The organism is Bacillus sp. FSL L8-0099 (assembly GCF_038006385.1).
In the GTDB taxonomy this organism is placed as follows: Bacteria; Bacillota; Bacilli; order Bacillales; family Bacillaceae_G; genus Bacillus_A; species Bacillus_A toyonensis.
In genome coordinates this window covers 2,756,949-2,775,123 of record NZ_JBBOVC010000001.1, presented here as the reverse complement: position 1 = coordinate 2,775,123, position 18,175 = coordinate 2,756,949, and the positions used below count along the sequence as shown (strand labels likewise).

At 33.5% G+C, this 18,175-nt stretch carries 22 protein-coding genes and 1 pseudogene; 20 read left to right on the top strand and 3 right to left on the bottom strand.

What is annotated here, in order from left to right:
* Nucleotides 1-83: 83 nt before the first annotated feature.
* Nucleotides 84-245, bottom strand: coding sequence for a hypothetical protein (locus MHH42_RS13995; protein ID WP_000682735.1), 162 nt, complete (start codon nt 243-245; stop codon nt 84-86).
* 274 nt (nt 246-519) lie between these two features.
* Here MHH42_RS13995 and recQ point away from each other — a divergent pair, with 274 nt between their 5' ends.
* From recQ to MHH42_RS13980, 3 genes are all read left to right on the top strand, one after another.
* On the top strand, nt 520-2,637 hold the full coding sequence (gene recQ, locus MHH42_RS13990) for a DNA helicase RecQ (RefSeq protein WP_000494304.1): 2,118 nt from the start codon (nt 520-522) through the stop codon (nt 2,635-2,637).
* A 25-nt stretch (nt 2,638-2,662) separates the two neighbouring features.
* Nucleotides 2,663-3,043, top strand: a complete 381-nt coding sequence (locus tag MHH42_RS13985) for a gamma-glutamylcyclotransferase family protein (RefSeq protein WP_097837813.1) — start codon at nt 2,663-2,665, stop codon at nt 3,041-3,043.
* A gap of 264 nt (nt 3,044-3,307) precedes the next feature.
* On the top strand, nt 3,308-5,383 hold the full coding sequence (locus MHH42_RS13980) for a HelD family protein (protein WP_340893492.1): 2,076 nt from the start codon (nt 3,308-3,310) through the stop codon (nt 5,381-5,383).
* Between the two features lie 131 nt (nt 5,384-5,514).
* On the opposite strand, the gene MHH42_RS13975 is transcribed toward MHH42_RS13980, so the two are convergent.
* Complete coding sequence (locus MHH42_RS13975; protein WP_170959417.1) at nt 5,515-5,652, bottom strand: hypothetical protein; 138 nt, start codon at nt 5,650-5,652, stop codon at nt 5,515-5,517.
* A gap of 30 nt (nt 5,653-5,682) precedes the next feature.
* A complete protein-coding gene (locus MHH42_RS13970; protein ID WP_000358553.1) occupies nt 5,683-5,931 on the bottom strand; it encodes a hypothetical protein in 249 nt (82 codons plus the stop codon).
* Between the two features lie 82 nt (nt 5,932-6,013).
* Between MHH42_RS13970 and MHH42_RS13965 the strand changes: the two genes are divergently transcribed.
* The 17 genes and pseudogenes from MHH42_RS13965 (at nt 6,014) to MHH42_RS13885 (ending at nt 18,104) form a co-directional block, all read left to right on the top strand.
* Nucleotides 6,014-6,346: a DUF952 domain-containing protein gene (locus MHH42_RS13965; protein ID WP_097837811.1), complete on the top strand. Its 333-nt coding sequence runs from the start codon at nt 6,014-6,016 to the stop codon at nt 6,344-6,346.
* 168 nt (nt 6,347-6,514) lie between these two features.
* Complete coding sequence (locus tag MHH42_RS13960; protein ID WP_000380297.1) at nt 6,515-6,862, top strand: PadR family transcriptional regulator; 348 nt, start codon at nt 6,515-6,517, stop codon at nt 6,860-6,862.
* A complete protein-coding gene (locus MHH42_RS13955; protein ID WP_097837810.1) occupies nt 6,849-7,856 on the top strand; it encodes an HAAS signaling domain-containing protein in 1,008 nt (335 codons plus the stop codon). The genes MHH42_RS13960 and MHH42_RS13955 overlap by 14 nt, the downstream gene beginning before the upstream one ends.
* A gap of 74 nt (nt 7,857-7,930) precedes the next feature.
* Nucleotides 7,931-8,443 carry a GNAT family N-acetyltransferase gene (locus tag MHH42_RS13950; RefSeq protein WP_097837809.1) on the top strand — a complete coding sequence of 171 codons (513 nt, stop codon included), beginning with the start codon at nt 7,931-7,933 and terminating at the stop codon, nt 8,441-8,443.
* Nucleotides 8,444-8,600: 157 nt separating this feature from the next.
* Nucleotides 8,601-9,377, top strand: a pseudogene (locus MHH42_RS13945) (serine hydrolase).
* Complete coding sequence (locus tag MHH42_RS13940; RefSeq protein ID WP_097837808.1) at nt 9,374-9,745, top strand: hypothetical protein; 372 nt, start codon at nt 9,374-9,376, stop codon at nt 9,743-9,745. The pseudogene MHH42_RS13945 and the gene MHH42_RS13940 overlap by 4 nt, the downstream one beginning before the upstream one ends.
* Before the next feature lie 34 nt (nt 9,746-9,779).
* On the top strand, nt 9,780-10,196 hold the full coding sequence (locus MHH42_RS13935) for a GNAT family N-acetyltransferase (protein WP_000680421.1): 417 nt from the start codon (nt 9,780-9,782) through the stop codon (nt 10,194-10,196).
* Between the two features lie 35 nt (nt 10,197-10,231).
* A complete protein-coding gene (locus MHH42_RS13930) occupies nt 10,232-10,636 on the top strand; it encodes a GNAT family N-acetyltransferase (protein ID WP_000288962.1) in 405 nt (134 codons plus the stop codon).
* A gap of 15 nt (nt 10,637-10,651) precedes the next feature.
* Nucleotides 10,652-11,005 (top strand): MmcQ/YjbR family DNA-binding protein, encoded by a 354-nt coding sequence (locus MHH42_RS13925; RefSeq protein WP_000994617.1) that lies wholly within the window; start codon nt 10,652-10,654, stop codon nt 11,003-11,005.
* A gap of 21 nt (nt 11,006-11,026) precedes the next feature.
* On the top strand, nt 11,027-11,734 hold the full coding sequence (locus MHH42_RS13920) for a class I SAM-dependent methyltransferase (RefSeq protein WP_097837806.1): 708 nt from the start codon (nt 11,027-11,029) through the stop codon (nt 11,732-11,734).
* A gap of 65 nt (nt 11,735-11,799) precedes the next feature.
* Nucleotides 11,800-12,186 (top strand): ribosomal maturation YjgA family protein, encoded by a 387-nt coding sequence (locus tag MHH42_RS13915; protein WP_097837805.1) that lies wholly within the window; start codon nt 11,800-11,802, stop codon nt 12,184-12,186.
* Between the two features lie 26 nt (nt 12,187-12,212).
* Nucleotides 12,213-13,136: a phosphotransferase enzyme family protein gene (locus tag MHH42_RS13910; RefSeq protein WP_340893488.1), complete on the top strand. Its 924-nt coding sequence runs from the start codon at nt 12,213-12,215 to the stop codon at nt 13,134-13,136.
* A gap of 2 nt (nt 13,137-13,138) precedes the next feature.
* Nucleotides 13,139-13,648: a DNA topology modulation protein gene (locus MHH42_RS13905; protein ID WP_033663297.1), complete on the top strand. Its 510-nt coding sequence runs from the start codon at nt 13,139-13,141 to the stop codon at nt 13,646-13,648.
* Nucleotides 13,649-13,684: 36 nt separating this feature from the next.
* The gene (locus MHH42_RS13900; RefSeq protein WP_001091311.1) at nt 13,685-14,380 is read left to right on the top strand and encodes a formylglycine-generating enzyme family protein; all 696 of its coding nucleotides are present in this window, start codon (nt 13,685-13,687) and stop codon (nt 14,378-14,380) included.
* Between the two features lie 74 nt (nt 14,381-14,454).
* Nucleotides 14,455-15,651 carry a macrolide family glycosyltransferase gene (locus MHH42_RS13895; protein ID WP_000101091.1) on the top strand — a complete coding sequence of 399 codons (1,197 nt, stop codon included), beginning with the start codon at nt 14,455-14,457 and terminating at the stop codon, nt 15,649-15,651.
* A 76-nt stretch (nt 15,652-15,727) separates the two neighbouring features.
* A complete protein-coding gene (locus tag MHH42_RS13890) occupies nt 15,728-16,264 on the top strand; it encodes a hypothetical protein (RefSeq protein ID WP_000440723.1) in 537 nt (178 codons plus the stop codon).
* A 472-nt stretch (nt 16,265-16,736) separates the two neighbouring features.
* A complete protein-coding gene (locus MHH42_RS13885; protein ID WP_340893486.1) occupies nt 16,737-18,104 on the top strand; it encodes a lytic polysaccharide monooxygenase in 1,368 nt (455 codons plus the stop codon).
* Nucleotides 18,105-18,175: the final 71 nt, after the last annotated feature.

Here is an 18,175-nt window from a genome sequence, read left to right as displayed (position 1 = left end):
TATAGGATAACAACTGAATTGTAGTAAGTCTATACGTTTCATATTGAGAAACCTTCTGTGAATGATATATTTTTACGCATATATTAACGTCTAAAAAGTTGAGAAAGAAAATTAAAAATCTTTTTATAAGAGAATAATGGCTGGTATTTATAGTATGATTCATATTTCCACGCATCATTATTAGAGAATTGGAGTTGTTTTGTTTTCGTTTTTGCCTTGGTGGAACCCATATTACGATGCTTCATATAGTAACCTCCTGCATTTATATGTATACGATTAGTAGTATTCAAGAAAGGGCAATAAAATGAATATTTAAATTGAAATGCTTTCTTCATGTGTAATGGATGTATGTTTTAAATGTTGTGAAACATACAAAACACCGATGCTAATTAATATTAAATACGAGGAGAAATATAGAATAATGAAAAAACAATAAGCATTTATTCATCGCTTTCAAGTCGCATAAGTGATGATATAATAGAAGTAGATGAAAGATAAAGAAAAGCAGGTGAATCTTTTTTGTTTACAAAAGCACAAGAACTTTTAGCGTCTTATTTCGGTTATTCGTCATTCCGAAGAGGGCAAGATGAAACAATTAAAAATGTATTAGAGGGGAAAGATACAGTTTGCATTATGCCTACGGGCGGAGGTAAGTCAATTTGTTATCAAATTCCCGCATTAGTATTCGAAGGAACGACGTTAGTAATATCACCTTTGATTTCACTTATGAAAGACCAAGTAGATACACTAATACAAAACGGTATATCCGCTACATATATTAATAGTTCTATTTCAATGACAGAAGCTAATCATAGAATTCAATTAGCGAAACAAGGGCATTATAAGTTACTTTATGTCGCTCCTGAGCGTCTTGATTCAATGGAGTTTGTTGATCAACTTATCGATATGAAAATCCCGATGATTGCGATTGATGAGGCGCACTGTATTTCGCAGTGGGGACATGATTTCCGTCCAAGTTATTTACATATACATCGTATACTAGATTATCTCCCAGAAAAACCGCTCGTATTAGCGTTAACAGCGACAGCAACTCCGCAAGTACGTGATGATATTTGCAAAACGCTTGAAATTAATCAAGAAAATACAATTATGACAACTTTTGAGCGTGAGAACTTATCATTTTCTGTCATTAAAGGACAGGATCGTAATGCTTATTTAGCGGATTATATTCGTCAAAATCAAAAGGAATCAGGGATTATATATGCAGCTACTAGAAAAGTAGTTGATCAGTTGTATGAAGATTTAATGAAAGCGGGAGTTTCGGTATCAAAATATCACGCTGGTATGAGTGATCATGAGCGAAATGAGCAACAAGAACTCTTTTTACGAGATGAAGTAAGTGTAATGATAGCGACATCTGCATTCGGAATGGGTATTGATAAATCGAATATTCGTTACGTTATTCATTATCAGCTGCCAAAAAATATGGAAAGTTACTATCAAGAAGCAGGACGTGCTGGTCGTGACGGATTAGATAGTGAATGTATTTTGTTATATTCTTCTCAAGATGTGCAAGTACAACGCTTTTTAATTGATCAATCAACAGGAGAATCACGTTTTTCGAATGAACTTGAAAAATTGCAAAATATGACTGATTACTGTCATACAGAACAATGTTTACAATCATTCATTTTGCAATACTTTGGAGAAGAACCGAAAGAAGATTGTGGACGCTGCGGTAATTGTACGGACGACCGTGAGAGCATCGATGTGACGAGAGAATCACAAATGGTTTTATCCTGTATGATTAGAACGAACCAACGATTTGGAAAACAAATGATTGCACAAGTATTAACTGGATCGAAAAATAAGAAAGTTATTGAATTTAATTTTCATACTTTACCAACGTATGGCCTTTTATCAAACCGTAGTGTAAAAGAAGTGAGTGACTTTATAGAGTTTTTAATTTCAGATGAGTTAATTGCAGTTGAACATGGTACGTATCCGACATTGAAAGTAACGGGAAAAGGGAAAGAAGTATTACTTGGTAATGAGAATGTTCTACGAAAAGAACGAGTAGAGACGAGACAAATCGTCCAAGATCATCCTTTATTTGAAGTGTTGCGTGAAGTACGTAAAGAAATCGCACAAGGAGAAGGTGTACCTCCGTTCGTTATTTTCTCTGACCAAACATTAAAAGATATGTGTGCAAAAATGCCGCGAAATGATTCCGAACTGTTAACAGTAAAAGGTATTGGAGAACACAAACTTGTGAAGTATGGCTCGCACTTCTTACAAGCAGTTCAGCATTTTATTGATGAAAATCCAAACTATGCAGAAACAATTAAGACAGAAGTTGTTTCTGAGCGTAAAAAATCAGGAAAAGCTTCAGCGAATTCTCATTTGGAAACGTATGAAATGTATAAACAAGGAATTGACCTAAATGAGATTGCAAAAGAACGTGATCTATCAAGACAAACAATTGAAAACCATTTAATTCGCTCTTTTGAGGATGGGATGGAAGTAGATTGGCAAAGTTTTGTACCAAAAGAGTATGAATCTCTTATAGAAACTGCTGTACAAAATGCAGAAGGTGGTTTGAAATCTATTAAAGAACAGCTTCCAAATGAAGTGAGTTACTTTATGATCCGTGCTTATTTACAAATAAGAAAGTAGAGACATATAAAGGGGATAGGGATTTATGTATCATGTTTTCGTTTATGGCACGTTAAGAAGAGGGCAAACGAATGCTCATTATATGCAAGGTGCAACATGCATCGCAGACGGAGCATGGACGTATGGGAAATTATTTGATACAAACGAAGGATATCCGGCCATGATTTGTTCTAATGAAGTAAAGGTGTATGGGGAAGTTTATGAAGTAAATGATGATGTTTTGCATAAGTTAGATGAACTAGAAGAATATACAGGTAATGCAGAGACTGATTTATATGACCGAATAACGCAAACAGTGTATGTTACTGATATGGAAATACATGCGTATGTGTATATTGCTCAGGATAAAAAGATGTTAAAGAAAGTGATTGATTCTGGGGATTGGCTTTTATATCAAAAAGTATAATAAAAGTAACTATATAAAATCGGAAAGCAGGTAATGAAATAATTCATTATCTGCTTTTTATTGTTTCTTTTAATTGAACTTTTCAAATTAATAAAGAATGTTTTAAATATGTTATATCGAATTAAAGCAAAGCAGAGTAGGGATTAATCGCAACTCTTTTATGTTTTAGAAAATTCTCACTAGAACTATTGACTTTGCGAATGGATTTTTAATACAATTGTATTTCGACTGAAAAATTAGAACGGACAGGAGGGAATCGTCGAAATGAGCAACATATTTGAAGATGAGTTACAAAAAATGAGGGATACTTTACAAACGATGGATAATCAATTAGAACAGCTTGAAAAAATCCCGGTTTATTATGGAGAAGATTTTAAAGAGCAAATTCTTGAAAGCATGAGGGAGTCAAATAGACAGAACTTACGTATCGGTGTGGAAGAGCCGTATTTTGGAAGACTAGACTTTCAAGAGGATGGAAAAGAACAAGTTATGCCGATTTATATCGGTAAAGTAGGTGTTTCAGATAAGGACACGATGAAACCAATTGTTATCGATTGGCGAGCGCCTGTCGCAAGTATGTTTTATTCATTTACCGGTGGAGAAGAACTAGCGTTTTATCAATCACCAGATGGGTTAGTTGAAGGTGATGTGTATTTAAAACGAAATATTTCCATTCGTAAAAGAGAACTTGAACGTGTTGTTGATACATATGTGAAAGGAAATGAAGATGTATCGCATGCCGATGATTTTCTTCTATATCGATTAGGTGAGAATAAAGATAATAAACTAAAGGATATTGTTTCAACGATTCAATCGGAACAAAATGATATTATTCGAACGGAAAGAAATTTACCATTACTTATTCAAGGGGTTGCAGGGAGTGGAAAGACAACAATCGCTTTACATCGCCTTGCTTTTTTAATTTATGAATACCGTGAACAGTTAGAGGCAGAAAGAATGATTGTATTTGCTCCGAACAGCTTGTTTTTAGATTATATTTCGAGTGTACTGCCTGAATTAGGGGTAGGGAATATTAGTCAAACAACGTTTCCAGATTGGGCATTGCGTACGTTAGATGATTCAGTAAAACTAAAGCAAACAGAAGAGAAATTGAAAGAAGCATTTTCAATTAATCGTGATGAAAGTAAGATAATGCTCGGTAAATTAAAGGGTACACTGGAATTTAAGGCGTTTATTGAAGAGAGAATGATTCAATTTGAAAATGACTTAGTTCCGACAAACGATTTTGAGGCGTGGGATAAAGCGATTATTCCAGTGGAAGACATTAAAAAATGGATGCAAGTTGAATATAAACATTATCCACTAAAGAAAAGAAGAGAACATTTAGTAGGCCGCATGAAGCGCTGGATTGAAATTGAACTTAAAAAGTTTGGGGAAACGAACGAGAAAAAATTGTTCAAAAAAGAAGCGACTAAGAGATTGAACACATATATGAAGTTTTGGCCAAAAATGAGTGCTCTTTCACTGTATAGTTCAATATTGAAAAGTAAAGAAATACTCGAAGTTTTACCTGAAGAACTTGTTAAAGAAACAGAAAAGAGTTGTCGTAAAAAAGAAGTGCATGTAGAAGATTTACCTGCCTTAATTTACATCCATCATCGCATAACAGGTATTGAAATCGGTCAGAAGTTTCATCATGTCGTTATTGATGAAGCGCAAGATTTTTCGCCATTTCAAGTGTATGTATTAAAAGAAATTACACTAGGTAATTCTTTCACTATATTAGGTGATTTATCGCAAGCGATTTATGATTACCAAGGAATTGAAGATTGGAACACATTTAAGGAAGTATTCCAAGAAACAGGTTATTTTGAATTGACTAGAAGTTATCGTTCTACAAAAGAAATTATTGAATTCGCAAATGAAATAATTAAAAATGCAGAAATACCAGTGGGGCTCGCAACACCAGTTTTCCGTAGCGGTGAAGACGTAAAAGTAATCCATGCAGAAGATCAATTCACTGAAGTTTTGAAGACAATAAAGTATTTGCAAAATGAAGATGTGAAAACAATTGCGGTAATAGGTAGAACAGATGATGAATGCCATGGTATGTATGAGAAATTAACGAATGCAGGATTGACGGTAAATGTCATTGAAGCAAATCAAAGTAAATATGAAGGTGGTATTTCAGTAGTACCTGTATATTTAGCGAAAGGTTTAGAATTTGACGCTGTAATTCTAATAGATGTTGATGAAGAACATTATAAAAATACAAAGCATGATGCGAAGTTACTGTATGTCGCATGTACGAGATCACTGCATGATTTATGGATTTTCCATAGCGGTGAAGCGTCGCCTTTAATTAAAGGATTAAAATAAATGTAAAAAGAGGATTTTCTAGTAGGATATGAAAATCCTTTTTTTATATTTAAAAGCTAGATGAATTAACGACCTGAGCAGTTATTTAAATAATATAATAAAGTAAAAAAAGTGCAATGGAGTTATATGCATTAATATGTGCGTGTAAGTATAAATCTTGGTGATGGAAGTGTTTCTTGTTCTGCTTCAAAATACGCAACTTGATTTGTAATTGAGTATAGAATAGAAGGCATTCCCATTCCAACAGCAGCCTCTAATGCGTCCAGCAAAGGGAGTGTTTTTCCATCGATTTTTGTGTCCTATGATATGGCGTAACAAGAATCAACAGCCCCATGTTTTTTTAACAGATCTCCTATATCAATTGGACAAGAATTAGGCTTAGGAATTTCAATCATATATTCTTCACGTAACGTAGTTCTGTAATTATGGCAAAGTCGACCGATCGCATCTTTACGTTTTTTTGAAGAAGAAAGCTCAAATAGTACTCTATTTTGAAGGCGCTTAGTAAAAAATGATTTTACAATGATCTCTTCTAATTTTTTATCCATTAAGATTCTCCAATCAACTAATCATTTGTTGGAAGTTTTAGTGTTATTATAGCATTACATATATTAAAAAAGGGGAAAAGCTATGATTACAAAAGTAATAACAAAAAGAAAATGGGAAATCGCAAAAACAACTGGAGAAATTCATGAAGAGTCACTTATAAAAGAGGGGTTTATTCATTGTTCATTATTTGAACAAGCTTTAAAGGTTGCAGAAAAACATTTCTTTCATGAAGAAGAGGTTTTATTACTTACAATAAATCCATCCTTGGTAAAAGCAGAAATAAAATATAAACTTGCTTCAAATGGTCAAGAATACCCGCATGTATATGGAGTAATCAATGTTGAGTCGATTGTAGGGGTTATCCCATTTCCTAAAGAAAAAGGAGAGTTTATATTACCAGAGGTACAAAGTTAAGCGTGTTATAAATATATAAGTTAGCTAGAAAAGCACAAATCGTATAGTTTGTGCTTTTTTTATCCGTTTTTTGGTAAATGATGATTGTTTTTGTCACACGAATACTGTACGATACATAGTATAAAACACATACTGTATGACATATAGTAATAAAAATGAGGTGGGTGAATGGATACTTTATTAAATTCATTAATTACTGAGTTAAGAAGAGGGACATTGACATTAGCGGTTTTAAGCCAATTAAGAACGCCGCAGTATGGATATTCACTTGTCCAATTATTGGAGCAATCAGGGATTACAATTGATCAAAGTACTTTATATCCACTACTTCGTCGATTAGAAAAGCAGAAACTAGTTACGAGTAGTTGGGATAAAACGGAGAGTAGACCTCGTAAGTATTATGTTTTAAGTGAATATGGACTAGAGATATTTTTACAATTGAAAAAGGAGTGGATAAAGGATTCGAAAGAGCTTTATAACCTATTAAAGGAGGAGGACGAGAATGAGTTTGATTGATATGTACGTCCAAGAAGTGGCGAAGAGATTACCTGAAAAAAATCGTGAAGATATTACGCTTGAGCTACGGTCGACAATAGAGGATATGTTACCAGACGATTATAATGAGGATGATGTGAAGAGCGTTCTCGAAAAATTGGGAAGTCCGGTTTCATTGGCTAATGGGTATTTGGATAGACCGATGCATTTAATTGGACCACGTTATTTTGATGTATATACGACGTTATTAAAAATGATTATACCAATTGCAGCTGTTATCGCACTCATTGCAATGGTTGCAGAAAATTTTATAGGCTATACTGGTAATCAAGCAGTATTAGATGTTATTTTAAAATTGATAGGTAAAGGCATTGGGGAAATTGTTGAAGTAGGCCTCCATGTGTTTTTCTGGTTGACACTTGTATTTGCTGTTTTAGAAAGAACTGATAAAGAAAAGGATCCACACCCATTAACAACAAGTTTTAAAAAATGGACGCCAGATGATTTGAAAAATATCTCGTATATCCCGAAGAAAAAGGCAATCTCAAAGTTTGAAGTTTTTGGAGGTTTAATGTGGACAGCAATATGGGCTACCCTTTACTTTTATGCAAACCATCTTGTAGGCGTATATAATGGTACGGAAAACGGACTGAAGTTTATCGCGCCAACGTTTAATCAAGATGTTTTACTTCAATATTGGCCGATTATTTTGGTTATGATCGTTTTTGAAGTAGCTATATCTCTTTATAAGTTAGTACAAGGACAATGGACGAAAAGATTGGCAATCGGAAATGGTATTCTTCAAGTAGTCGGAACGATAGTATTCATTGTAATTGTAGTAAATCCACATATATTTAACGAAGGATTTATTACGTATTTGGCAAATGTGTTTACTATTTCCCCAGAAGGATTTAAAACGTGGTTAGTTGGCGGTGGAATTATCATTTATACGTTGTCCGCTGCGATTAATATATTTGATGGTTTCCGAAAAGCAAGTATTCGTATGTGGAAATAAAACAGAAATTTCGGTAAAATAATATTATTAAAAATATAGTGAAAGAAGATAAGCATTAGGGAAGGAAGAAAACGATGATCAGGGAAGCAACGAAAAGAGATGTAGCATATATTTTAGACATTTATAATGATGCGATACTTTATACAACAGCTGTATATGCATATAAACCTGTAACCCTTGAAAATAGAATAGATTGGTATGAACAAAAAAAGGCTGATGGCTATCCAATTTTCGTATACGAACTAGATAATAAAGTAGTAGGATTTGCGACATTCGGCTCATTTAGAGCGTGGCCTGCTTACAAATATTCAATTGAACATTCTGTGTATGTTGATAAGGAATATAGAAAAAATGGAATTGGCTCCTCTTTGATGGAAGAATTAATCGCAACCGCAAAAGAAAGAGAATATATGACCTTAATTGCTGGAATCGATGCGGAAAACGAGAAAAGTATAGCCTTGCATCAAAATTATGGATTTGTTCATGCCGGAACAATACAAAAAGCTGGTTATAAGTTTAATAGATGGCTGAATTTAGCCTTTTATCAATTGGAGCTTAACGGGCCTGAAAATCCTATAGAAGAATAAAAGTCTTTCGTGAAAATGAACGTTTTAGGTAGCAAGGAGTAATTCATGCTACCTTTTTCTAATTGTCATTACAAATATAACCTGTCAAAAAAAGGTTATTTATATTCCATATTGAATTATTAGAAGGTGATATAACGATATGAAAAGAGGAATGGAAATGGAAACTGTCATTCAAAAAATGAAAGAGATACAAGTTGGTCATGTAGGAGTAGCTATTTATTCTACAAAAAACGAATGTATAATTACTTCATATAATAGTGAATTATATATTCCATTAGCATCGGCAGCAAAAGTAGTAATTGGATTTGTAGCAGCACAAATGGTGAAGGAAAATAAACGTAATTGGAATGATATACTTCATCACATTAAATTTCATCCACATGAAGATAGTGCACAGTTATATCCGCATCTACAAGGAAGAAGTACTTTAACACTTAGTAAAGCAGTAGAAGTGATGATAGCTTGTCACGACAGTTATATTGCTCACTCGGTTGTAAAGCACTGCGGTGGATAGGATGCTGTGAAAATAAATGCCCAAACGTATTTTTCAAATATTTATATACAAGAGAATGCTAGAGATGAGAAAAATGTTGGAGAATTAAATCAAGTTCTTTCGCTTTTAGTACATATTTTTCAAGACTATAAAGTAGAACCAGCAGTATGGGAACCAATTATTAATGGAATGGTAAGACAACAAGGGGATTATGAAAGTATACCGTATTATCATTTAGCTCATATGACAGGTGGATTGTCTACAGCTATAATAAATATTGGTATAATGGGAATGTTTAACGAATTCCCGTTTCTTTATGTAATTGGGGGAAAAGATTTACCCGAGCGAGTTCATAATATAGAGGTTGATGAAACAATTACAACAGCTTTGAAATACATATACAAAGCATATAGTGAAAGCATGCTAGGAGTGAGCGATTGAAACGAAACTTAAAGACTTCAACAATTATTATTTTAATTGTAACGATTATTGCTCTTGAAGTTGGAATCGCACTATATGATCACAATTTGTCATTAGATACCATTTACTTTGCAGCGATTCTTATTTGTATTGTATCGCTTTTTGGTACACGTGTTTCTGAAGAGAAAGAACGTACATCGAAACAGAGACGAAGAAAAACGGCTCTAATATTTTGGCCATCTATTTTAATGTTAATTACTAGCTTTGCAGTTATAAGTTATGTACGAACAGGCTATGTCTCTGTACCTGGGATAATTGGTTTTTCGTGTTTTGTTACATATGGTGGATTTGTATTCATTAGTATTTTAAAAAGGCGAAATAAAAATTAGATGTAATTTACTAAGTTGAAAGGAAGAAATATATATGAAACACATAGAGAATGGTACTCGTAATGAAGGAGAATACATTAGAAATAAAGTCATTCAATATAATATGTCCATCTTAACAGATGAAGTAAAGCAGCCGATGGAACAAGTAAGCCTTGTAGTGAAAGATGAGGAAGGAAAAATCTTTGGCGGCGTAACAGGAACGATGTATTTTTATCATCTTCATATCGATTTTTTATGGGTTGATGAATCCGTTCGTCATGATGGTTATGGAAGTCAACTGATACATAAAATCGAAGACATTGCGAAGGAAAAAGGATGTAGACTCATATTACTAGATTCATTTAGTTTCCAAGCACCGGAATTTTATAAAAAGCACGGCTACCGAGAATATGGTGTCGTTGAAGATCACCCGAAAGGGTATAGTCAACACTTTTTAGAAAAGAGATTATAATAATATTATGTATACTAGTTGATAGGAGAAAGAATATGTACACGTATAAATTACAACATGAACGACCAATCTGTGCAGAGAAAATAAAGAAGCTTTACGACTCTGTCGGTTGGTGGCCAGAAAGAAAAGAAATCGATATTGAAAAAATGTTAAAGAATAGCATAGCAATTGGGGTATGGAAAGAAAATGAGTTAATTGGGTTTACTAGAGTCGTTTCAGATGGTGTTTTTCGAGCGTACATAGAAGATGTTGTCGTACATGAAGGTGTAAGAAATAAAGGCATTGGAGAGAATATGCTTACAATGTTACTGGAAGAGATATCTCATATTGATATTGTTAGTCTATTTTGCGGAGAGAAACTCATAAATTTTTATGGGGAACAGCAATTTAAAGCGACGAAGCAAATTGTGATGCATCGTAATCAAATAGTGAAAGAATAAGAGGTGCCATTTAAAATGAATGCAACGAGAGCATATTGTTTATCAAAAAGAAAAGCGACAGAGGATTCTCCAGATGGCTGGAGTGCAACATGTATGAGACTCAATAATAAAATATTTGCGATAGTGAACCATGAAGAAGGTGAAAAAGCTGCAATTACATTAAAATGTGATCCTGAGCTCGCTTTACGAATAAGAGAAGATTATCCAGACACAATAATTCCAGGGTATCATATGAATAAGAAACATTGGAATACAGTGTATATACATAAGGGAGTAGAACAGGAGCAAATTAATAAAATGATCGATTGGTCGTATGAGTTAGTACTACAATCATTTTCAAAGAAAAAGCAGCAAGAGTTAATGGATTAATATGTATTAGGGGTGGATATAATGAAAGACGCAGTCAAAGATACGTATGATAAATTAGCGAGTACATATAAAGAAAATGTAGATTTGGCAAATCCATATAATAGTTATTATGAAAGACCTGCGATGATGGAGATTATTCCAAGGGAACTAGAAGGGAAGAGAATACTAGATGCTGGATGTGCCGCTGGATGGTATACTTCTCAATTCGTAGGAAGAGGTGCTAACGTTACAGCAATTGACATAAGTCCTGAAATGGTAAAAGCCGTAAAAGAAAGTATGGGAGAAAAAGCAACGTTCCTTTGTCACGATTTGCAAGAAACATTGCCATTTGAAAATAATACGTATGATATCATTGTAAGTTCGTTAACTCTTCATTACTTAGAAAATTGGACGCAAGTATTTCAAGAATTTCAGCGCGTATTGAAGCCGGGTGGAGAACTTATATATTCCGTTCATCATCCTTTTATGGATTTCACAAAGTTTACATGTGAAGATTATTTTGAAAAACAATTATTAGTAGATACTTGGGTTAAACCAAATATTACAATAGAAGTTAGTTTTTTTAGGAGGTCGCTCCAAGACATAATCAATGAAACAACAAACTATTTTGTATTAGAAAAAATAGTGGAACCGAAGCCGATTGAAAAGATGAGAGAAGTAGACAGAAAATCATATCATTATTTAAGTACAAATCCACATTTTCTTATTATGAAAGCAAGTAATATATAGCTAGTAAAATGATTGTATTTTACTAGCTATTTGCAGTTTTACATAATGAATTAGGAGCTTTTGAAATGAATATAAAACGAAATCAATTACTATATGTAATATTTACTATAGTCGTTATTATGTTAGGTCTTAGTTCTAGAAAGTTTGCTTTTGCGTTACCTCATTTATTAAATGATTACTTAGGTGATGCTTTATGGGCATTAATGATTTTCGTTGGATTCGGATTTTTGTTTCCTAAAATAGAAACGAAGAAATTAGCTTTTATGAGTTTAATATTTTGCTACGGGATTGAAATTAGCCAATTGTACCATGCACCTTGGATTGATAATATTCGTGCAACGACTATAGGTGGACTCGTTTTAGGTTACGGATTTTTGTGGAGTGATGTAGTTGCTTATACAATTGGTGTTGGAGTGGGAATGCTTTGTGAATTTATGTTACGGAAGAAATAAGTGAATTTTAAAAGGGGTATTTATATATGGAGGATATATTAGAAATTGCAAAGTTTTGGTTTCAAGATAAAGATGTCACAACTACTGAAGTTCAACCAAATGTAACGAAGATTCATTGTAATAATAAAACGTATATTTTAAAGGAAATGAGATCGATAAAACAGTTTTTAGTTGAACTAAATGTATTAGAACAGCTTGATGAAAAAGGAGTTAAAGTACAAAAACTAGTAAAAACGAGAAATGATGAAAGGTACGTATTTTATAAAGAGAAGTATTATTGTTTGTACGAATATATTGGTGGAAGTGTATTAGAAATAAAAGATACAGAAAAACTAAAAGAGCTAGGAAGTACAATTGGAGAGAAGATAGCTAATTTACATCAAGCACTACATTCAGTGAATAGTGCTAACGAGTTAATAAAAAGAGAATTGTATAAAGTGGTATACGAATGGGCCTTACCAATTTTAGAAAAGAATGCATCTGTCCATCGGAATGTCGTTCGAAAAATGGATCAAATACGTACAGTTTTCAAGGAAACGGTTCACCGGCTACCGAAACAAATTATTCATCGTGATATGCACTTATCGAATGTAATTTTTCATGACAATGAATTTCAAGGATTTATAGATTTTGAACTTTTAGAAAGCAATGTAAGAGTATTCGATTTATGCTACTGCTGTACAAGTATATTAAGTGAGCTATTTAGTGATGAAACAGGAAGAGGGAAATGGTTACATATTGTCAGCAAAATCTTTGAAGGATATTATAAACAAAGCATTTTAACGAGAGAAGAACTACAATCCATTTGGTATGTCATGCTTTCTATTCAAGTTATCTTTATTACTTATTTTGTTCAGTTACCAAATTTATTAAAGTTGAATGAAGAGATGTTCTTCTGGATTTTTGCAAATAAGGAAGATATTAAAGAATCTATAGTAAGGACCGTATGAATATGAAAAAAATCATATTAATTGGTTCTGGTGGTTCAGGAAAATCTACATTAGCAAAGAAGTTAGGAAATAGACTAAATATTAAGGTGCATCATCTTGATGCATTGTTTTGGAAAGCGAACTGGGAAGATGTTCCTCGAGAAGAACAAAGAAAAGTTCAAAAAAACTTAATTAAAGAAGAAAAGTGGATTATTGATGGGAATTATGGCGGGACGATGGATTTAAGACTGAATGCAGCGGATACAATTATCTTTCTTGATATTCATAGAACGATTTGTGTTTATCGTGCTTTTAAAAGAATTGTACAATATCGAAATAAAACAAGACCGGATATGGGTGCCGGATGTGAAGAAAGACTTGATTTACAATTCTTTAAATGGATATGGGAGTATCCGAATAAGAAAAAACCTGCCATTTTAAAAAGACTAGATCAATTAAGTAAAGGAAAAGAAGTGATTATTTTAAAATCTCCAAATGAAGTGAAACGGTTTTTGAAGAAGTACGATAAGTAGTTAGATTTTAAAAAGAAGTAATATGGGGGGATACTATTGAATACATTCATTCGCTCGATTGATTCTAATATGATGGAAATTCCAGCAGGAGAGGTAGTATTAAGAGATGATCGAATAAAAAAAGAATGGCAAGTTCAAATAAAACCATTCCTTCTTGCAAAGTATGCTGTAACAATGGAAATATATAATGCCATTACAAATCCTACATTAAATAATGATAAAGATAGTAATAAACCAATTGTAAATATTTCATGGAATGATACAATTGCTTTTTGTAATTTACTTTCTAAACAAGCGGGATTAACAGCGTATTATTCTATTAGTGATGATGGAAAAAAGGTTAGTTGTAATATAGAATCTGACGGCTACCGATTGCCATATGAGGCAGAGTGGCAATACGCATGTAAAGCAGGTACGACGGGATATACATATGGGGAACTTCAGAAAATAGCGTGGTATAATGAAAATTCAATTGGACAAATTCATGACGTCGGTAAAAAAGAGCCGAATGCATGGGGACTTTATGATATGTTAGGAAACGTTTGGGAATGGTGCTATGATTTGTATGATGAAAAAGTGTACGGATCGTACCGAATTTTTCGTGGTGGTAGTTGGGCTGAAGCAGCTAGAGGTTGCGGTGCGACTTGTCGCCGTCGTAGCCATCCTACATTTCATATAGACGATCTCGGTTTTAGGCTTGCTAGGTCAATTGAGCAGGAAAATGATACATAAAATACCGTGAAGAGTATGGAAAATATCCATACTCTTTACAACATAGAAATTTTAAAATGTAAGGAGTATTTTGAATGGCACGTATTTTATTCATTAACGCTGGATCAGAAGGACATATAAATCCAACATTACAAGTTGTAGAAGAACTGATTTCTCGCGGTGAAGAGGTCGTTTATTTTTCAATAGAGGCTTTCAGGGAGCGTATTGAGAAGACAGGTGCTACTGTACGAACAATAGATGATCAAAAATTTATACAAGCATTTCTTTCCGGTGGTCGAAATTATTTACAGGAAAGAATAAACGGCCTTCTACATACAGCAGATATTGTAATACCTAGTGTTTTAGAGCAAATTGAAGGAGAATATTTTGATTACATGATCCACGATTCTATGTTTGGCTGTGGTCATTTAATTGCCCAAATTCTTAATCTTCCGGCCATAAATTCCTGTACATCTTTTGCGCAGGATGAAAAATCATTTAAACAAATGTTAGACCATCTTTCTAAAAATATCCCAGTGGAAGTGCAGAATAGAATACATAATGATTTTCAAAACTTAACTAGAGAAATTGCAGGAAAATATGGTGTTGAAATAAATTCACCGTATGAAGTTTTCTGTAATCCAGCACCGCTTACTATTGTGTATACGATTAAGGAGTTCCAACCTTTTGGTAATACGTTTAATGAAACATTTAAATTTGTAGGTCCATCTATTTCTGCACAAGGGGAAAATGAAGATTTTGATTATACTTCAATTGAAGAACAAATCCTGATTTACATTTCACTAGGTACTGTTTTTAATGAAGCAATTAATTTTTATAAACTTTGTATGAAGGCATTCGAAAATAGTAAACATACAATTGTTATGTCTATTGGTAGTAAAACGAAAATAAGTGATTTAGGTGATATTCCTAAAAACTTCATTGTGAAAAACTATGTACCGCAAGCTGAACTACTTACATATACAAAATTATTTATTACACATGGCGGGATGAACAGTACGCATGAAGGACTATATAACGGAGTTCCACTCGTTGTAATTCCGCAAAGTGCAGATCAGCCAGTAATCGCAAAGCGAGTAGAGAGTCTCGGAGCAGGAGTTAAATTGCAAATGCAAGGATTAACTGCGGATAAACTTAGTAAAAGTGTAGAAATAGTATTAAGTAATCCATCATATAAAGAAGCTGCTTTGAATTTGAAGGAGTCTCTCCGAAAATCAGGTGGGTATACGCAAGCAGTTGATGAAGTTTTTAAATTTACTGGCCGGTATTAAAACTATATATGTGAAAGGGTGTCTATATTAAATGATGTAGACACTTTTATGTTATATGAAGCGAGGAATTAATTATATGGAAAGAATGAAAGTATTAAATGTGAATTTTGAAGATATGACAGCTACACCATTTTTTCAAGTGGAGGCAAAAAATAGAATTAGATTCGATATAGAATTATTTGAGGGGAATTTGAGAAAATTAAGAGGACTACTGACTGAACTTTTTAAAAGCCCCGATACAATTGACGTTTCATTTACTTCCGGTTATATAACATATGGTAAAAGTAAGAGAGTAAATGAGAAAACAAAAATTGGAAGGTTCATGAAGATTAAAAATTGGACCGAAACGCAAGTAGACGTTGATGATCTTGAAAGTACAATCATATTTACTACGATTAAAGGTGTCAATGAAGATGAAGTATATAAATATTGCAAGTATGTCGTTAATGGTGGTCAGCAAGCGTATATTTCTTTTTATAACGATACTTATTTGCTGTATATAAGTACAGACGTAATTGACATTATTTCACCAGATACAAGTTTAATAGAAAAATTAAAAATCCAATACTATGAAGAGTATGACAAGTTTTATGAGACTATTTTGAAACATTAAGGATTATTCGCAATACATAAGTAATTTCACGTACCCAATAGAGATATATATTGAATATGGAAATGGAAGGGTGTTTCAAAAAATTTAATCTCACATTACTATGCATATCAAGTTGATTAAGAAATATTTCGAGAAGACTTGGTGCAATCCATCCGCTTATACAAAATGCTTTTATATGGCCTTTTTTTACAAGATTTATAATTGCTATTGCGAACTTTTACTTTATAATTTTAAGATGTAGTTTTATGTGTTAGTAATAATTTCACTGTTTCTGCACAACTTTTGCACGTGTTTAGGTAATTTCTATGTCATGATATATTCAGTAAGTGAAATGTATCACATGGAATGAAATATTTCTTTACTACGGTGTATGCATAACTTATGCATACATCACTACAATATTGTCTCGTGTTATTCTTTTACATCAAAGCCCACATTACACTACGAAGTATAACAAGAAGGGGACATGAACATGAATAATCGAATTTTAAAACATCTACAGAACATGAAAATGAACAAAAAAAGTCTAGGAGCTGTTGCATTAACAGCGGGAATTATCGGCACGACACTTATTCCTCAAAATGCTTACGCGCATGGTTTTGTTGAAAAGCCTGGCAGCCGTTCCACTTTATGTAGTCCAACTTATGGTGCACTAAATGTAAACTGCGGAAGTGTTATGTATGAACCACAAAGCTTAGAAGCACCAAAAGGATTCCCGCAAGCTGGTCCAGTTGATGGACAAATCGCTTCTGCAGGCGGAAAATTTGGTGGTATTTTGGATCAACAAACAGCGGATCGTTGGTTTAAAAATACAATCACTGGCGGAGAAAATACGTTTACTTGGAAGTTTACAGCGCCACATTTAACAAGCAAATGGCACTACTACATTACTAAAATAGGCTGGAATCCAAATAAAGCACTAACAAGAGCAGACTTTGAGCCAATTGGAACTGTACAACATGATGGTTCCGCAGCTTCAAATAATGTAGCACACAAAATCAATGTACCTACGGATCGTAGTGGCTACCATGTGATTTTAGCTGTATGGGATGTAGCTGATACAGCAAATGCGTTCTATAATGTAATTGATGTAAATCTCATCAATAATGTGAAACCAGACACAGAAGCGCCAAGTATTCCAAATGGAATACAGACACAAAAAGTAACAGCGAATAGTATAGAACTAACATGGAACACTTCTACGGATAATGTAGGAGTAAAAGGGTATCAAATCTTCCGTAACGGAGAGATGATTGACACCGTACCAGGCACTCATTTTATTGATAAGAAATTACAACCAAGTACAGAATACTCTTATACTGTAAAAGCAATTGACGCAGCTGGCAATGTATCGAAAGAAAGTACAGCGCTTACAGCAAAAACAACAGTTGAGGCTCCTGATACAGAAGCACCAACACAACCAAAAGGATTACATAGTATGGGAACGACAGCGTCAAGTGTGGACCTAATGTGGAGTCCATCTGACGATAATGTTGGTGTAGACCATTACGATATTTATAGAGAAATAGAAGGAACAATGAAAAAAATCGCAACATCTAATACGACTTCTTATATGGATAATAATTTACTCGCTAATAAGACTTATAAATATGTAGTGAAAGCTGTTGATGTAGCTGGAAATGAATCCGTACAAAGTGATATATTCACAATTACTACAAAAACTGAAAGCGTTTCATATGGAGAGTGGGATGCAAAGAAAGCGTATAAAAAGGGTGATAGAGTCCTATACGAAGGAAAAGTGTATGAAGCCGTACAAAATCATCAAGGAAATGGGGATCCAAACTGGATTTATGCTTTATCCTTATGGAGAGCAGTGTAAGTTTTACCTCAAAATGAAATAAAAGATAATGGGCTTTGATGCAAAAAAAGGAAGCTTGAGAATTCACTTTT